We start from the raw sequence: 15,162 nt of genomic DNA, 5'->3' as shown, positions 1-15,162 counted from the left end.
CAAAAGGCCGTCTGAAATATTTCAGACGGCCTTTTGATTGCCTTTTATTATCAATGCGCTTTATGCGTCGTGCTGTACACGATTTTGTCCGTTAAAGCCATGGCGAGGGCGGAAATCAGGAAGCAGATGTGGGTAATACATTGCCACATGATTTGTTTTTCCGACAGATTGGCGGCGTTGAGGAAGGTTTGCAGCAGATGGATGGAGGAAATGCTGATGATGGACATCGACAGCTTAACCTTCAAAACCGAAGCATTGACATGGCTGAGCCATTCGGGCTGGTCGGGATGTTCGTCAACGTGAAGGCGGGAGACGAAGGTCTCGTAGCCGCCGACAATGACCATGGTCAGCAGGTTGGCAATCATCACAACATCAATCAGGTTCAATACGGCGATCATGATGGTGTTTTCATCCATGATGCTGAAATTGGATACCAAGTGCCACAAGGATTTGAGGAACTTACAGGCATAAATGACTTGGGCGATAATCAAGCCTATATAAATCGGCAGTTGCAGCCAGCGGCTGGCAAAAATGAAATGCGCGAAGATGCCCATTCGGTCGTGGGCTGTGCGTTTGGTCGGGGTGGAATGTTCCATAAAATGTGTTGTGTGTAGGAAAGATAAGGGGCGGCATTTTAATGGAAAAATTTTTAAGCCGCAATTTGAGCGGTTGAATTTAAAAAGAAAGGCCGTCTGAAAACAGGATATCGTTCCTTGTTTTTCAGACGGCCTTGTAGGTTGTCAGGACAGGCAAATACGCGCAAAATCGCTTTGCTTTTTAGAGATGGACATTATGCTTGCAGATTCGTTTTTTTATTATCTGGTGTTGGTCGGCTTTGCCGCAGGGCTGATGGATGCGGCGGTTGGCGGAGGCGGGCTATTGCAGATTCCCGGATTATTCAACCTATTGCCAAACGCTACACCTGTGGCCTCGGTAATGGGTGTCAATAAATTTGCTTCCTGCTGCGGCACGCTGACTGCGACGGGGCAATACCTGCGCCGAATCCCCGTGCCGTGGAAAATGCTGCTGCCTGCCGCGGTGTTGGCATTTGTCGCTTCATATTTGGGCGCGAAAACGGTGGTGTATTTCCCCGTGCAATACATGAAACCGACGATGTTGGTCATCATGATTGCCATGTGTCTGTACACTTTTTTGAAAAAAGACTTGGGACAGACGGTGCGCACTGAAAAGCTGACGCGCCGCGAAACTTTATGGGGCTTATTTTTCGGCGCGTTAATCGGGTTTTACGACGGCGTGTTCGGGCCGGGAACGGGCAGCCTGCTGGCTTTTGTGTTCGTCCGCTTTTACGGCTATGATTTTTTAGCGGCTAACGCCTCGGCAAAGGTCATCAATTCGACCACCAATCTTGCTGCGCTGACGTTTTTTATTCCGCAAGGCCATGTTGTGTGGGCATGGGCGATACCGTTGGCGGTGGCGAATTTGTGCGGCGGCGTGGTCGGCGCGCGCTTGGCAATGCGCGGCGGAACCAGGCTGCTGCGTTATGGGTTTATGTTGCTGCTGTGCCTGACCATCGGAAAGTTTGCTTGGGATTTATTGGGTTGATATCGAATGAAAAAAAGGCCGTCTGAAAGTTTCAGACGGCCTTTGCGTTTTACAGTTTAACCGAATGCTCGCGCGTTTCGTGGAACACGATGTCCGGCCAGCGTTCCTGCGTCAGGTTTAAGTTGACGCGGTTAGGCGCAAGGTAGGCGAGGTTGCCGCCTGCGTCTATCGCCAGATTGCCTGCGTTAGCTTTTTCAAATTCCGCCAGCTTTTTCTTGTCTTCGCACGATACCCAGCGCGCCGACCAGATGGATGCGCTGTCGAACACGGCTTCTACGCCGTATTCGTTGGCCAGCCGCGAGGTAACGACTTCAAACTGCAACACGCCGACCGCGCCCAAAATCAAATCTGCGCCGCTCATCGGTTTGAAGACTTGTACCGCGCCTTCTTCGCCGAGTTGCTGCAAACCTTTTTGCAGTTGCTTGATTTTCAGCGGATTTTTGATGCGGACGCTGCGGAACAGTTCGGGTGCGAAGAAGGGAATGCCGGTAAATGCCAGTTGTTCGCCTTCGGAGAAGCTGTCGCCGATTTGGATGTTGCCGTGGTTCGGGATGCCGATGATGTCGCCGGCGTAGGCTTCTTCCACCAGCTCGCGGTCGTGCGACATGAAGGTTACCACGCTGGAGGCGGCGATTTCGCGGTTGATGCGCAGATGTTTCATCTTCATGCCGCGCTCGAATTTACCGGAGCAGACGCGCAAGAAGGCGATGCGGTCGCGGTGTTTCGGGTCCATATTGGCTTGGATTTTAAAGATAAATCCGGAAAACTTCGGCTCATCTGGCTCGACCATGCGTACGGTCGCATCGCGCGGTTTCGGCGCAGGCGCCCATTCAATCAATGAATTGAGGATTTCCTGAATACCGAAGTTGTTAATTGCCGAACCGAAGAACACGGGCGTGAGTTCGCCGGCGAGGAATTCGTCGAGATTGAACTCGTTGGAAGCCGCCTGCACCAATTCGATTTCGTCGCGCAACTGTTGGATTTCCAACGGAAAGCGTTGTTCCAATTCGGGATTGTCGATGCCTTTGATGATGTCGAACTCGTGCGGCAGGCGTTCACCGCCCGCTTCAAAGAGATAGATTTCGTCGTTCAGGATGTGGTACACGCCTTTGAAGTTTTTGCCCATGCCGATTGGCCAAGTTACGGGCGTGCAGCGGATTTGCAGGATGTTTTCTACTTCGTCCAAGAGTTCCAGCGAATCGCGCACTTCGCGGTCGTATTTGTTCATGAACGTAACAATCGGCGTATTGCGCAGGCGGCAGACGTTCAAGAGTTTGATGGTTTGCGCTTCCACGCCTTTTGCCGCGTCGATGACCATCAAGGCGCTGTCGACGGCGGTCAATACGCGGTAGGTATCTTCGGAGAAATCTTGGTGTCCCGGCGTGTCCAAGAGGTTGACGGTATGGTCTTTGTAGTCGAACTGCATCACGCTTGATGCCACGGAAATGCCACGCTGCTTCTCGATTTCCATCCAGTCGGAGGTGGCGAATTTGCCGGTTTTCTTGCCTTTTACCGTACCCGCGCTCTGAATCGCGCCTGAAAACAGCAACAGTTTTTCGGTCAGCGTGGTTTTACCCGCGTCAGGGTGGGAGATGATGGCAAACGTGCGGCGGCGGCGCACTTGGTCGAGGATTTCTTGGGACATGGTTTTCTTTGCAAAAAGTTTCAGGCCGCTTTTTCAGACGGCCTGAAGGGTATGGGTGTTGGAAAACAGGCTAAAATAAGGGCGTGTGCGACACGCCCTGCAATAGATTGAAAGATGCGGAATTGTACAAAAAAATGCTTGATAATTCAATGTTTGCACCAAACCAAAGGCCGTCTGAAAAGTTTCAGACGGCCTTGTGCTATGAATCGATGATTAAATATCCATCGGTTTCCATTCCGCGCCTTTTACCGGCGGCAGCCATGATTGCGTACCGCTGGAGGCAAATCCCCACAAGGTGTCGGGGAGGCCGTAATGGTCGGCGCGTGTCGGGTCGAGTTGCGTTTCGATTTCAGCTTCGCGGCCTTCGCGGATTTGCGTGGCGATGTGCGGATTAATCATCACGGTTTTGCCCAAGGCGATAAATTCTGCCCAGCCGGTTTCATAGGCGGCCAAAATTTGGTCGGCGGTAAACAGGTTGCCCACGCCGATAAGCGGCAGTTTGCCGTTGATGCGTTCGTGGATAAACTGCATACGGGTTTGGGCGGTATCGCCGCCGCGACGGATTTTTTTATCAAATTCCCACAGGGAAACGTGCAGATATTGCAGCGGTTTTTGTACCAATGCGTCAATCAGTGCGCCGGTTTCGGTCATGGTTAAGCCGTCTTCGCCCGGCTCTTCGGGGGAGAAGCGGTAGCCGATAATGAAATCGTCGCGCTGGTGTTTTTCTCGGACGGCAACCACGGCATCGACAACGGCCAGCGGGAAGCGCATTCTGTTTTCCAAGCTGCCGCCCCATTGGTCGTTGCGGCGGTTGCTTTGGGCAGAGTAAAACTGTTGGATTAAATAGCCGTTCGCACCGTGGATTTCCACGCCGTCAAAACCGGCACGAAGCGCCAAATCGGCGGCTTGCGCATAAGAGGCGATGAGTGCTTCGACTTCTTCTGCGGTCGCTTCGCGTGCGTGTTCGGCTTCGTTGGCGGAAGCGCTGATTTTGTCGAGACCGTCCAAAAGGTCATCAATGGCTTTGGAACCGCCGTGATGGATTTGCAAAATCGCTTTTGTGCCTTGTTGTCGCAGGATTTGTGCGGTTTCTTTCAGGCTGTCGAGGCAGTGTTCGCCTGTGGCTTCAGGTTGGCCGTGAAAGGCTTTGCCGTCTTTTTGAACCAAAGTGGCGGCCGTGATAAACAGGCCCATATCGCCTGCGCGGTTGCTGAGGAAGGTACGCTCTTGGTCGCTGATTAAACCGTCGGTTTGTGAACCGAAATGGGTCATGGGGGCGACGGCAAGGCGGTTTTTGATGGTTACGCCGTTATTGAGGGTGTATGTTTGAAAGAGTGGGGCGTATTTTGGATTCATGAGATTTTGCTCTTGATAAGTGAATGGTTGGCAGAGGATTGGGCCATTCGGGAATTTATCAAGTAAACAGGCCGTCTGAAAAGTTTCAGACGGCCTGTTTATTCTTTAAGCCTTAGGATTAAAGATTAGGATTAACAATGATTTTTACTGCGGATTCATTGTTGTGGATCAAGCGCTCGAAGCCTTCGGAAATCAATTCGTCCAGTTTGATGCGTTGGGTGATGAAAGGCTCAAGGTTGATTTTGCCTTCTTCAACCAATTTGATGGTTTCGGCGTGGTCGTTGCAGTAGGCGATGGTGCCGCGCACGTCCAGCTCTTTCATCACAACGCTGTGGACGTTGATGGTAGCGGGGTGGCTCCAAATGGATACGATGACGACTTTCGCAGTCGGACGGCATGCTTCGACCATGGTGTCCAGCACTTTGTTGACGCTGGTGCATTCGAATGCAACGTCTACGCCTTCGCCGTTGGTCAGTTTTTTCACTTCTTCAACGACATCGACTTCGGATGGGTCGAGGATGTAGTCGGCCACGCCGGCTTCGCGTGCTTTGTCTTTACGCGCTTTGCTCAATTCGGTGATGATGACTTTGATGCCTTTGGCTTTCAGTACGGCAGCCAACAGCAAACCGATTGGGCCTGCGCCGCCGACCAATGCGACGTCGCCTTCTTTCGCGCCACTGCGTACATAAGCATGGTGGCCGACAGACAGAGGCTCAATCAAAGCAGCTTGGTCCAATGGGATTTTGTCGGAAATAGGGTGTACCCAACGGCGTTTAACGGCAATTTTTTCAGACAAGCCGCCACCGCAGCCGCCCAAGCCGATGAAGTTCATGTCTTTGGAGAGGTGGTAGTTGCTGCCTTCGCCGGTCGGTACGTCGTCGCGGATGATGTAGGGTTCGACAACAACGTGTTGACCGACTTTGATGTCGTCCACGCCTTCGCCTACGGCATAAACCACGCCGGAGAACTCGTGACCCATGGTGACTGGCGCAGACTCGCCGGAGATTGGGTGCGGATGGCCGCAAGGCGGAATGAAAATCGGGCCTTCCATGAATTCATGCAGGTCTGTACCGCAGATACCGCACCAAGCAACATTGATGCCGACAGTACCCGGAGCTACGGTTGGCTCGGGAATGTCTTCGATGCGGATGTCGCCTTTGTTATAAAAACGTGCTGCTTTCATTGTAACGCTCCTTTTTTAAAGTGGAGGCCGTCTGAAAAAGACGGTCAATTGGGGAAAGGGAAGCGGTGTGGCGTGTGAAATGTTTTTATTGATATGTTTTATGTTTGTTATTTTACTACTGACAATATGGAAATGGTTTGTCTTTGCTCAAATTAAAGTTTGTAAATGAAAAAAAAGGCCGTCTGAAACGGATGATATGTTTTCAGACGGCCTGGGTCGATAGTTTAAATGCGTTATTGAGTAGGATTGTTACTTTTACCGCGCTTCAAATGCTTTTGGTAGGCGATGACGTAATCGGCCTTGCTCAAGCTTGCCAATACGCGGATGTGGGCGGCGGCGGATTTGGACAAGGATTCCAAGGTGTAGCCGCCTTCCAGTACGGAAACGACACGCCCCTGACAGCTTGCCGTTGCTTGGACGATTTTGTGCGTCAGCCAGGCAAAATCGGCTTCATGTAGGTTCAGACGGCCTGTTTCGTCTTGTTTGTGCCCGTCAAAACCTGCTGAAAGCAACACCAACTCGGGACGGAAAGCCGTGAGCTTGGGCAGCCATTGTTCGCGGATGGTCGTGCGGAAGATACGGCTGCCTGTGCCTGGTTTGAGGGGCGTATGCAGCATATTTTTATTGCCGGCGTATTGTTCCGCCTGAGGGAAGGGAAAGATATCGGTTTCAAACAGGTTGAAAAACATCACGCGCGGATCGTCTTGGAGAATCTCCGCCGTTCCATCGCCGAAGTGGACGTCGAAATCGATGACGGCGATGCGTTGCAAGCGGTATTGGGCAATGGCGTGCATCACGCCGGTGGCGGTGTTGTTGATCAGGCAAAATCCGCCGGCGCTGTTGCTGTGGGCATGGTGGCCTGGCGGGCGGATGGCGCAAAAAGCATGCCAGGCTTTTTTATTCATCACCATATCGACTGCCTTGACAACGGCTCCGGCCGCAAAACGGGCGGCTTGAAGGGAGTCGTGGCAGATGACCGTATCGTCATCGATGCGGTGGATTTTGCCGGGGAGCGGCTGGGCGGCTTCCAACTCGTGCAGATAGTTGCGCGAGTGGACCAATGCCAGCTGCGCATCTTTGATTTCCGGTGCTTCGGTGGTTTGCAGGCGACGCCAAATGCCTTCTTGTTTTAAGGCAGTTTGAATGGAGCTGATGCGTTCGGGCCTGTCGGGATGGTTAGGCCCCGGCTGGTGCTGTAGGAATATCGGATGCGAAATCCATACGGTGCGGGCGTTTTTGCCAAACAAACGGCGTAGGCGGGTGCTGATGCGCCAAAGGATTTTTTTGAACATGGAACAGTATGTGTCGGACAAGTCGTAAAGACTGCTAAATATGGTTAATAAATACGGAAATACTTGGAAATTTTTCAGACGACCTTTAGAATAGCTCAATTTTACAGTCCAACCAATGTATTTGATTGCAGTGTGCAGTTTTTTACTTAATCTAAAACTTGAAAGAACGGATATATTATGAATCAAGCAGTGGCTCAATTTGCCCCTTTAGTGCTGATCATGGTGGTGTTCTACTTCCTGATTATGCGTCCTCAACAAAAGAAATTCAAAGCGCACCAAGCGATGTTGGCCGCTTTGAAAGTCGGCGATAAAGTCGTTTTGGCGGCAGGCTTCAAAGGCCGCGTGACCAAAGTCGGCGAGCAATTCTACACTGTCGACATCGGTCAAGGTGCGAAAATCGAAGTGGAAGTTGAGCGCAACGCGATTGCCGCGAAAGCCGAATAATCCGTTTTTTTGCAAAAAGCCGCCTCATTTTCCGAGCGCGGCTGTTTGCCTTTATAAATAAAGCAAAGGTTTACCATGAACCGTTATCCTTTATGGAAATACCTGCTGATTGCGTTCACGATTGTGGTTGCGGCTGTTTACTCGCTGCCCAACCTTTTCGGTGAAACGCCTGCCGTACAGGTATCGACCAACCGACAAGCCATCGTTATCAATGAGCAAACCCAGTCTAAAGTGGATGCCGCGCTGAAACAGGCAGGTATTCAGACTGATGGTATGTTCATCGTCGACAACTCGCTGAAAGTGCGTTTCAAAGATACCGAAACGCAACTGAAAGCGCGCGACGTCATCGAAAATACTTTGGGCGAGGGCTATATTACCGCGCTCAACCTGTTGGCAGACAGCCCTGAGTGGATGGCGAAAATCAAAGCCAATCCGATGTTCCTGGGTCTGGACTTGCGCGGCGGCGTGCATTTCACCATGCAGGTGGACATGAAAGCCGCGATGCAGAAAACGTTTGAACGTTATTCCGGCGATATCCGCCGCGAATTGCGCCGCGAAAAAATCCGTACCGGCACGGTGCATCAGACTGAAAACGGTCTGACCGTGCCTTTGCAAGATGCTGCCGATGTACAAAAAGCCTTGCCTCAGTTGCAAAAATTGTTCCCTGAAGCCACGCTGCTGCCGGACGGTAACAATATCGTGCTGACTTTGTCTGAAGAGGCAATCAATAAAGTACGTTCTGATGCAGTTAAACAAAATATCAATACGTTGCACAACCGTGTGAACGAATTGGGCGTAGCCGAACCGGTTATCCAACAATCCGGCCTTGACCGCATTGTCGTACAGCTGCCGGGCGTGCAAGATACTGCCAAAGCAAAAGATATTATCGGTCGTACTGCGACTTTGGAAGTGCGTATGGTGGAAGACGATCCGATCAAACTGCAAGAAGCTTTGAACGGCAATGTGCCGACCGGTTACGAATTGCTGTCAAGCGGTGGCGATCATCCGGAAACTATCTTGGTCAACAAACAAGTTGAACTAACCGGCGACAACATCAACGATGCGCAACCTAGCTTTGACCAAATGGGCGCGCCTGCCGTGAGCCTGAGCCTGGATAGTGCGGGCGGCAGCATTTTTGGCGAATTGACTTCGGCCAATGTGGGTAAACGTATGGCTATGGTGTTGATCGACCAAGGTAAATCCGAAGTCGTGACCGCGCCTGTCATCCGAGCCGCCATTACCGGTGGCCGCGTGGAGATTTCCGGCAGCATGACGACAGCCGAAGCCAACGATACTTCATTGTTGCTGCGCGCCGGTTCGCTGGCCGCGCCGATGCAGATTGTCGAAGAACGTACCATCGGCCCGTCTTTGGGTAAAGAAAACATTGAAAAAGGTTTCCACTCTACCTTGTGGGGCTTTGCCGCTGTTGCTGCATTCATGGTGATTTACTATCGCTTGATGGGTTTCTTCTCTACCATTGCCTTGAGTACCAATATCTTGTTTTTGGTGGGTATTTTGTCTGCCATGCAGGCAACGCTGACCTTGCCGGGTATTGCCGCCTTGGCTTTGACCTTGGGTATGGCGATTGACTCCAACGTGTTGATTAATGAACGTATCCGTGAGGAACTGCGTGCCGGTGTCGTACCACAGCAGGCCATCAACCTCGGTTTCCAACACGCTTGGGCAACCATTGTCGATTCCAACTTGACCTCCCTGATTGCCGGTATCGCTTTGTTGGTATTCGGTTCCGGCCCGGTACGCGGTTTTGCGGTTGTACACTGTATCGGTATTCTGACTTCGATGTATTCATCCGTGGTCGTGTTCCGTGCTTTGGTCAACCTGTGGTACGGCCGTCGCCGCAAATTGCAAAATATTTCCATCGGTTCGGTATGGAAGCCGAAAGCTGAAATGGCAGAAGGCAAGGAGTAAAACATGGAATTATTTAAAATCAAACGTGATATTCCGTTTATGAGCTACGGCAAACTGACGACTTTTATTTCGTTGGTTACGTTTATCGCCGCCGTGTTCTTTTTGGTAACCAAAGGCCTGAATTTCTCCGTCGAATTTACAGGCGGTACGGTGATGGAAGTCCAATATCAGCAGGGCGTGGATGTGAATAAAACGCGCGAACGCCTCGATACGCTGAAAATGGGTGATGTACAGGTTCAGGCCTTGGGTACGAATAAACACATTATGATTCGCCTGCCGAACAAAGAAGGCGTAACGTCTGCACAGCTGTCCAACCAAGTGATGGATTTGCTGAAAAAAGACAACCCTGACGTTACCTTGCGCCAAGTCGAATTCATCGGCCCTCAGGTTGGTGAAGAATTGGTTACCAATGGTTTGATGGCATTGGGCTTCGTGGTGGCAGGTATTATTATTTACTTGTCCATGCGTTTTGAGTGGCGTTTTGCAGTATCCGCGATTATTGCGAATATGCACGATATCGTGATTATTCTCGGCTGTTTCGCCTTCTTCCAATGGGAATTCTCATTGACTGTCTTGGCAGGTATCTTGGCTGTTTTGGGTTATTCCGTAAACGAATCTGTGGTGGTATTTGACCGTATTCGCGAAAACTTCCGCAAGCCGCATATGCGCGGCCACACTGTGCCGGAAGTCATCGACAACGCGATTACTGCAACCATGAGCCGTACCATCATTACCCACGGTTCGACCGAGGCAATGGTTGTTTCTATGCTGGTGTTTGGCGGTGCAGCCTTGCACGGTTTCTCTATGGCGCTGACTATCGGTATCGTGTTCGGTATTTACTCTTCCGTATTGGTTGCCAGCCCGCTCTTGCTGATGTTTGGCTTGAGTCGTGAGAACATTGCCAAAGAAGTGAAGAAAAAAGAAGAAGTTGTAGTTTAATCGCTGCAATGCTGCGATAAAGGCCGTCTGAAAATTGATTGAATCAGTTTTCAGACGGCCTTTTGTATTTAAATTTCAGAATATTTTGTTTTAATGAAACAGGAGGGGATAAATGTGAAAGAAAAAGAAAAAATAGGAACAATATAATTTTGTGATGAATCAAGTTTATTGTCTGATATTCCCTTAATTGCTTGTCAGTCCCAATATTTTAAAACATAATACTTTTGCCCCCGATGCTGGAGTTTTACTACAAGTACATGATTTGCAAAAATCTGTCGGGTGTGCAGACCCTGCCAATCAACCTCAAAAAAGGAAGGCCAAGAATGAAAGTAACCAGTTTCGGCGAAGTGCTGTGGGACGATTTTCCAAACGGAAAGGTATTGGGTGGTGCACCCCTAAATGTTGCTGTCCGTTTGCAGTCTTTGGGTATCGATGCTGTCATCATCAGTCGTCGCGGCGATGATGCCGATGGCGAGGAATTGCTACGTCAAATTCAAAGTAAAAACGTCAATACTGATTATTTGCAGGTTTGTCACGAATGTGCGACCAGCTTGGTGAAAGTACACTTGGACAAGTCTGGCAGTGCGTCTTATGAGATTGTTTATCCTTGCGCGTGGGACAGGATTGCGGTTGATGATGCGGCAATCAAACGTGTGGCAGAATCAGATGCTTTCGTTTTTGGCAGCTTGGCAACCCGCGATGAAGTTTCGCGTAAAAGCTTGGCGGTTTTGCTGAAAGAAGCCAAATTCAAAATTTTTGACGTTAATCTGCGTAAGCCTCATTACGATATTGACCGCTTGCTTGAGACCATGAAACAGTCCGATATGGTCAAACTCAATGATGATGAGCTGTATGAGTTGGCTGCGGCTTACGGTTCTCCTTATCACAGTATCGAACAAAATATCGGCTACCTCGTTGAGCTGACCGGCGTCAAAATCTTGTGTGTGACTTTGGGTAGTCATGGCGCGGTTTTGTATAAGGACGGCGAGTTGTACCGTCATTGCGGTTTCCGCGTCAAAGTGGTGGATACTGTCGGCTCCGGCGACAGCTTTCTTGGTGGTTTGACTTACAAGCTGCTCAATAATGCGCCTCCTCAAGAAGCCATTGCTTTTGCTTGTGCGCTGGGTGCATTGGTGGCTTCACGTCATGGCGCGACGGCGGATATTTCTTTGGAAGAAGTTGAAGCGTTTATGAATCCTGCTTGATATTTTGACAAGAGACATAAAAAGGCCGTCTGAAAACCATTAAATCAGGTTTTTCAGACGGCCTTAGTATTTTCAGGCTTTACCAATAAGTTGTAAAACATTCTAAGTTGGTATTTTTCGGGCCGCTTCCTTCTTCGGTCGGCGAACCAATCATCATCAGGCCGATGATTTTGTCTTTGTCGGCACACTCAAATGCTTCGCGCAACAATGGGCTGTTGACCCACATGCCCGTAATCCAAACATTGTCGAAGCCTTGAGCAGAAGCAGCCAGTTGTAAAGCATAGGCGGCGCAGCCTGCAGTCAGCATTTGCTCCCATTCAGGTTTGGGTTTCGCCACTTCACGGTTTGGCGCAAATGTAACGCCAATAATCATAGGCGCCATGTTGCCGACGCGTTCGGCCTTTTTCATGGCATCATCACCGAAGTTGAGTTCGGTAACGGTCTTGCCCAAAAGCTCGCGGAAACGTTGTAAGCCGGCCTCGCTTTGAATTACAGTAAAGCGGTAAGGGCGCATATTGCCGTGATCAGGTACTTGTGTTGCCGCTTGCAGCATTTGTTCCAGTTGCTCGGCATTGGGTGCAGGAGCAGTCAGTTTTTTGGAAGAGCGACGAGTGGTGAGGAGATTTAAGGCATCCATTTTTATTCTTTCTTGTGAATTCGAATGAGAATAATTATATAGCAGAACGATAAATAAATCAGCAAAGGACTAAGGCCGTCTGAATTAAGGTTTCAGACGGCCTTTGAGTTTTACAGGATACCGTTGTTTTGTGTATTTTCAGTAATCAGTGCTTTGCTGATTTCATCGGCGGTGTAGCTCTTACCGTTTCCGAATACAAAGCTGTCGACATTATTGTTGGCAATGTCATGGATGGTCAGGGTGTCGCCTGTATCTTTGATGGTTAAGACCCAATCATCGCCGGTTTTCAACTGTAAATCTTTCAGCGTCAGCCCTTCTTTGAAAAGGACTTGGGTATCGCTGCCACCATACGGATTAAAGGTGTCGTTGCCGCTGTTTCTGCCAAACATGATAACGGTGTTGTCGGCACCCGGGTCGGTAATGGTATCGTTGCCGCCGGCCGTATCAACAATGTTGATGCCTCGGCCCAAAGTAATGGTTTCATCGCTGCGGTTGCCCCTGTATTCGACAACAGAAGTGTAACGCGACAAATCTAAATCGTTGTTGTCGCTATCGGCATGGATGGTGTGGTTAAAGTTGTTGTACACATCACGGTTGAGTTCTTCAACGGGTTGGCCGGTGTATTGGACGATGTTTTTGTTGTCGATCATGTGCGGGATAGACAGTTTGAAGTGGTTGATCAGCTCGCCCGTGCTGTATGAGGTATTGCCGTCAAACTGAAACTCGGAAATCGCACCATAAATACCGCTTTGGTTTTTGATGGTTAAAACATCGTCCGTGCCTTTAATGCGGATATGCCAAGTATCGCCATCCAACAGGGGGGGTGATACAAATTGGTTGCTGTCGGGTATGTCGGCAATCTCGGTTTTGTCGTAACCTTTTTCAACGGTAATTTCGAGGTCGTCAAGGGTAATGCCGCCGGTAAATTTCACGACGTTGGCGTTGAGTCTGTGTAGGCTTGCCTCGCTATCAAAACCGAAGTTGTAGTCGAAAATGGTGTCGTGTCCGTAACCTTTCCCGAAAACATAGGTGTCATTGTGTTCGCTGCCTTCCAGATAATCATTGCCTGCACCGCCGTCGAGTAAGTCTGCACCTACATGGGCATAAAGTTTGTCGTTACCGTTGCCACCATAAAGTTTATCGTCGGAATCCGGCTCAGTGCTGTAATAGGTTGCACTGTGTTCGCGCAAGATGTCATCGCCATCGTGGCCATAAAGGGTGTCATGGCCGTCGTTGCCGCTGTCGATTTCATTGTTGCCTGCATTACCATGCAAGATATCGTCGTCGTTTGTGCCGACGAGTTTAATGGTTTCGGCCTTCAGCGCTTGGAAGGCTTGTTGGAACTGCGCGGCGGTGTAGGTTTGGTCGTTGAGCTGGAAACGGTCGATGGAAATACTGCCATCCGCGCCGATTTGGTTTTGAATCAGGGCTGAACCTTGTTCCGAAGTAATTTCCCAGCTTTGGCTGCCATCATCGTTATGAATGGTCTTCAGGTTGAGCTTGGCATTATTCAGGCCGTCTGAAAACTTGAGGATATTAATGCCTTGGTTGTCGATAATGGTATCGTTGTCGCCGTAGATATAGGTATCGTTTCCGGCGCCGCCTTTCAGAATGTCTTTGCCGTTGCCGCCCATCAAAATATCGTTGCCAGCATCACCGTTGATGAGATCGTTACCGTCGCCGCCATCCAGATAATCGTTGCCGTCGCCGCCGTTGAGGTTGTCGTTGCCGCCCATGCCGTAAACGGTATCATCACCGCGTCCGCTGTTGAGGCGGTTGCGGCCTTCGTTACCGGTCAGGATGTTATTGCTGTTGTTGCCGGCGGCAAAAATATTGGCCGAGCCGGTCAAGGTAACATTTTCGACGTGGGTGGCGGCAGTATGGGAAATGCTGCTGAATACGGTGTCTTCGCCGCCGCCAGCCTGTTCGATAACCACGTCTTTTGTGTTATCAACATAGTAAGTGTCATTGCCGTCCCTGCCTTCCATAATGTCGGCACCGGCCTTGCCGTCGATAATATCATCGCCGGATGTGCCAATCAGGTGGTCATTGCCGTCGCTACCATCGATGGTCTTACCGCTTTCGGTATATTCAGTCAGGGAAATATCGAAATATTTGGCAAAGCTGTTTACATCCAGTTTTTGTGTGCCGATGATGAATTGGGAGACTGCCGGTGTTGTACCGTTTTGAGTGTATTGGTTTTTGATGGTTAAAACGGCGTTGCTGTTTTTCACGGCAATCAGCCAGTCTTGACCGCCGGTTTCGTTGTTTCGGGCTTCAACGGTTAAATCGTTAAGGCTTAGGTCGGTATGAAAGCGGATGCTGTTGTGGCCTTGATTGTCGATGATGGTGTCTTGCTCGCTTTTGGCAGAGAAAAGGTAGGTGTCGTCACCTTCGCCACCTTCAAGCACATCGTTGCCTGCTTCGCCATTTAGGGTGTCATTGCCTGTTTCGCCGAAAAGACAGTCGTTGCCTTCGCCGCCGTTGATGAAATCGTTGCCGCCGCCGCCGTAAACGATGTCGTCACCGCGACCGCTGTTGAGGCGGTTGCGGCCTTCATTGCCGATGAGGATGTTGTTACTGTTGTTGCCTGCGCCGAAGATGTTGGCTGTACCGGTCAAAACAAGGTTTTCAACGTGGTTTGGAAGGGTATAGCTGACGTTGCTGTAAACCGTATCATCGCCTCCATTTGGGTTTTCAATGATTTTATCGTCGCTGCGGGTTACATAATAAACGTCATCTCTCGAAGTACCTGTTGTTGCTTGTGCAAGGGCGGAAGGTTGTAATTGCTCTAAATGTCGTAATTCAAATTGCGCATTGCGAATGCGCATTGCTTTTTCGATTGTCATGATATTTTCTTTAGATATTGATGAGAGTAACAAGGAAGTAAACGTATCCGGCATATGGCCGGTATTGCTTAATTTGTATTGTGTTTAGGCTGTATATACTAGTGCCGAAATTTGAGAAAA

12 protein-coding genes are annotated in these 15,162 nt (G+C 50.0%); 5 read left to right on the top strand and 7 right to left on the bottom strand.

Features of this window, described 5'->3' with window-relative positions:
- Positions 1-50 precede the first annotated feature (50 nt).
- Positions 51-596, bottom strand: a complete 546-nt coding sequence (locus HMPREF2871_RS02140) for a TIGR00645 family protein (protein WP_004519303.1) — start codon at positions 594-596, stop codon at positions 51-53.
- A 196-nt stretch (positions 597-792) separates the two neighbouring features.
- On the opposite strand from HMPREF2871_RS02140, the gene HMPREF2871_RS02135 reads away from it, so the two are divergent.
- The gene (locus tag HMPREF2871_RS02135) at positions 793-1,563 is read left to right on the top strand and encodes a sulfite exporter TauE/SafE family protein (protein WP_039862025.1); all 771 of its coding nucleotides are present in this window, start codon (positions 793-795) and stop codon (positions 1,561-1,563) included.
- A 49-nt stretch (positions 1,564-1,612) separates the two neighbouring features.
- On the opposite strand, the gene HMPREF2871_RS02130 is transcribed toward HMPREF2871_RS02135, so the two are convergent.
- The 4 genes from HMPREF2871_RS02130 to HMPREF2871_RS02115 all read right to left on the bottom strand — a co-directional run bounded on the left by HMPREF2871_RS02130 (position 1,613) and on the right by HMPREF2871_RS02115 (position 7,039).
- On the bottom strand, positions 1,613-3,208 hold the full coding sequence (locus HMPREF2871_RS02130; RefSeq protein WP_049335374.1) for a peptide chain release factor 3: 1,596 nt from the start codon (positions 3,206-3,208) through the stop codon (positions 1,613-1,615).
- A 213-nt stretch (positions 3,209-3,421) separates the two neighbouring features.
- Positions 3,422-4,564 (bottom strand): NADH-dependent flavin oxidoreductase, encoded by a 1,143-nt coding sequence (locus HMPREF2871_RS02125; protein WP_049335376.1) that lies wholly within the window; start codon positions 4,562-4,564, stop codon positions 3,422-3,424.
- A gap of 118 nt (positions 4,565-4,682) precedes the next feature.
- Positions 4,683-5,747 (bottom strand): 2,3-butanediol dehydrogenase, encoded by a 1,065-nt coding sequence (locus HMPREF2871_RS02120; RefSeq protein WP_003745670.1) that lies wholly within the window; start codon positions 5,745-5,747, stop codon positions 4,683-4,685.
- A gap of 233 nt (positions 5,748-5,980) precedes the next feature.
- The gene (locus HMPREF2871_RS02115; RefSeq protein ID WP_004519308.1) at positions 5,981-7,039 is read right to left on the bottom strand and encodes a histone deacetylase family protein; all 1,059 of its coding nucleotides are present in this window, start codon (positions 7,037-7,039) and stop codon (positions 5,981-5,983) included.
- Between the two features lie 177 nt (positions 7,040-7,216).
- On the opposite strand from HMPREF2871_RS02115, the gene yajC reads away from it, so the two are divergent.
- The 4 genes from yajC to HMPREF2871_RS02095 all read left to right on the top strand — a co-directional run bounded on the left by yajC (position 7,217) and on the right by HMPREF2871_RS02095 (position 11,556).
- Positions 7,217-7,483 carry a preprotein translocase subunit YajC gene (yajC, locus tag HMPREF2871_RS02110; RefSeq protein ID WP_003675720.1) on the top strand — a complete coding sequence of 89 codons (267 nt, stop codon included), beginning with the start codon at positions 7,217-7,219 and terminating at the stop codon, positions 7,481-7,483.
- 75 nt (positions 7,484-7,558) lie between these two features.
- Complete coding sequence (gene secD, locus HMPREF2871_RS02105; RefSeq protein WP_004519309.1) at positions 7,559-9,412, top strand: protein translocase subunit SecD; 1,854 nt, start codon at positions 7,559-7,561, stop codon at positions 9,410-9,412.
- A gap of 3 nt (positions 9,413-9,415) precedes the next feature.
- The gene (secF, locus tag HMPREF2871_RS02100) at positions 9,416-10,351 is read left to right on the top strand and encodes a protein translocase subunit SecF (RefSeq protein WP_003686183.1); all 936 of its coding nucleotides are present in this window, start codon (positions 9,416-9,418) and stop codon (positions 10,349-10,351) included.
- A gap of 323 nt (positions 10,352-10,674) precedes the next feature.
- Positions 10,675-11,556 (top strand): carbohydrate kinase family protein, encoded by an 882-nt coding sequence (locus tag HMPREF2871_RS02095; RefSeq protein WP_049330901.1) that lies wholly within the window; start codon positions 10,675-10,677, stop codon positions 11,554-11,556.
- 79 nt (positions 11,557-11,635) lie between these two features.
- On the opposite strand, the gene HMPREF2871_RS02090 is transcribed toward HMPREF2871_RS02095, so the two are convergent.
- Both HMPREF2871_RS02090 and HMPREF2871_RS02085 read right to left on the bottom strand, forming a co-directional pair.
- Complete coding sequence (locus tag HMPREF2871_RS02090; RefSeq protein ID WP_049330902.1) at positions 11,636-12,193, bottom strand: nitroreductase family protein; 558 nt, start codon at positions 12,191-12,193, stop codon at positions 11,636-11,638.
- Between the two features lie 110 nt (positions 12,194-12,303).
- Entirely contained in the window at positions 12,304-15,042 is a 2,739-nt protein-coding gene (locus HMPREF2871_RS02085) for a calcium-binding protein (protein ID WP_049344406.1), read from the bottom strand.
- Positions 15,043-15,162 lie beyond the last annotated feature (120 nt).

Origin of the sequence: Neisseria sp. HMSC067G12, assembly GCF_001812725.1 — a bacterium.
Classification (GTDB): Bacteria; Pseudomonadota; Gammaproteobacteria; order Burkholderiales; family Neisseriaceae; genus Neisseria; species Neisseria perflava.
This window is presented reverse-complemented; position numbering and strand designations above follow the sequence as displayed.

Bases quoted from the DNA above. Each gene is read 5' to 3' on its own strand.
- HMPREF2871_RS02130 (WP_049335374.1), bottom strand. From the start codon at position 3,208: ATGTCCCAAGAAATCCTCGACCAAGTGCGCCGCCGCCGCACGTTTGCC.
- HMPREF2871_RS02135 (WP_039862025.1), top strand. From the start codon at position 793: ATGCTTGCAGATTCGTTTTTTTATTATCTGGTGTTGGTCGGCTTTGCC.
- HMPREF2871_RS02125 (WP_049335376.1), bottom strand. From the start codon at position 4,564: ATGAATCCAAAATACGCCCCACTCTTTCAAACATACACCCTCAATAAC.
- secD (WP_004519309.1), top strand. From the start codon at position 7,559: ATGAACCGTTATCCTTTATGGAAATACCTGCTGATTGCGTTCACGATT.
- HMPREF2871_RS02140 (WP_004519303.1), bottom strand. From the start codon at position 596: ATGGAACATTCCACCCCGACCAAACGCACAGCCCACGACCGAATGGGC.
- secF (WP_003686183.1), top strand. From the start codon at position 9,416: ATGGAATTATTTAAAATCAAACGTGATATTCCGTTTATGAGCTACGGC.
- yajC (WP_003675720.1), top strand. From the start codon at position 7,217: ATGAATCAAGCAGTGGCTCAATTTGCCCCTTTAGTGCTGATCATGGTG.
- HMPREF2871_RS02090 (WP_049330902.1), bottom strand. From the start codon at position 12,193: ATGGATGCCTTAAATCTCCTCACCACTCGTCGCTCTTCCAAAAAACTG.
- HMPREF2871_RS02085 (WP_049344406.1), bottom strand. From the start codon at position 15,042: ATGACAATCGAAAAAGCAATGCGCATTCGCAATGCGCAATTTGAATTA.
- HMPREF2871_RS02095 (WP_049330901.1), top strand. From the start codon at position 10,675: ATGAAAGTAACCAGTTTCGGCGAAGTGCTGTGGGACGATTTTCCAAAC.
- HMPREF2871_RS02120 (WP_003745670.1), bottom strand. From the start codon at position 5,747: ATGAAAGCAGCACGTTTTTATAACAAAGGCGACATCCGCATCGAAGAC.
- HMPREF2871_RS02115 (WP_004519308.1), bottom strand. From the start codon at position 7,039: ATGTTCAAAAAAATCCTTTGGCGCATCAGCACCCGCCTACGCCGTTTG.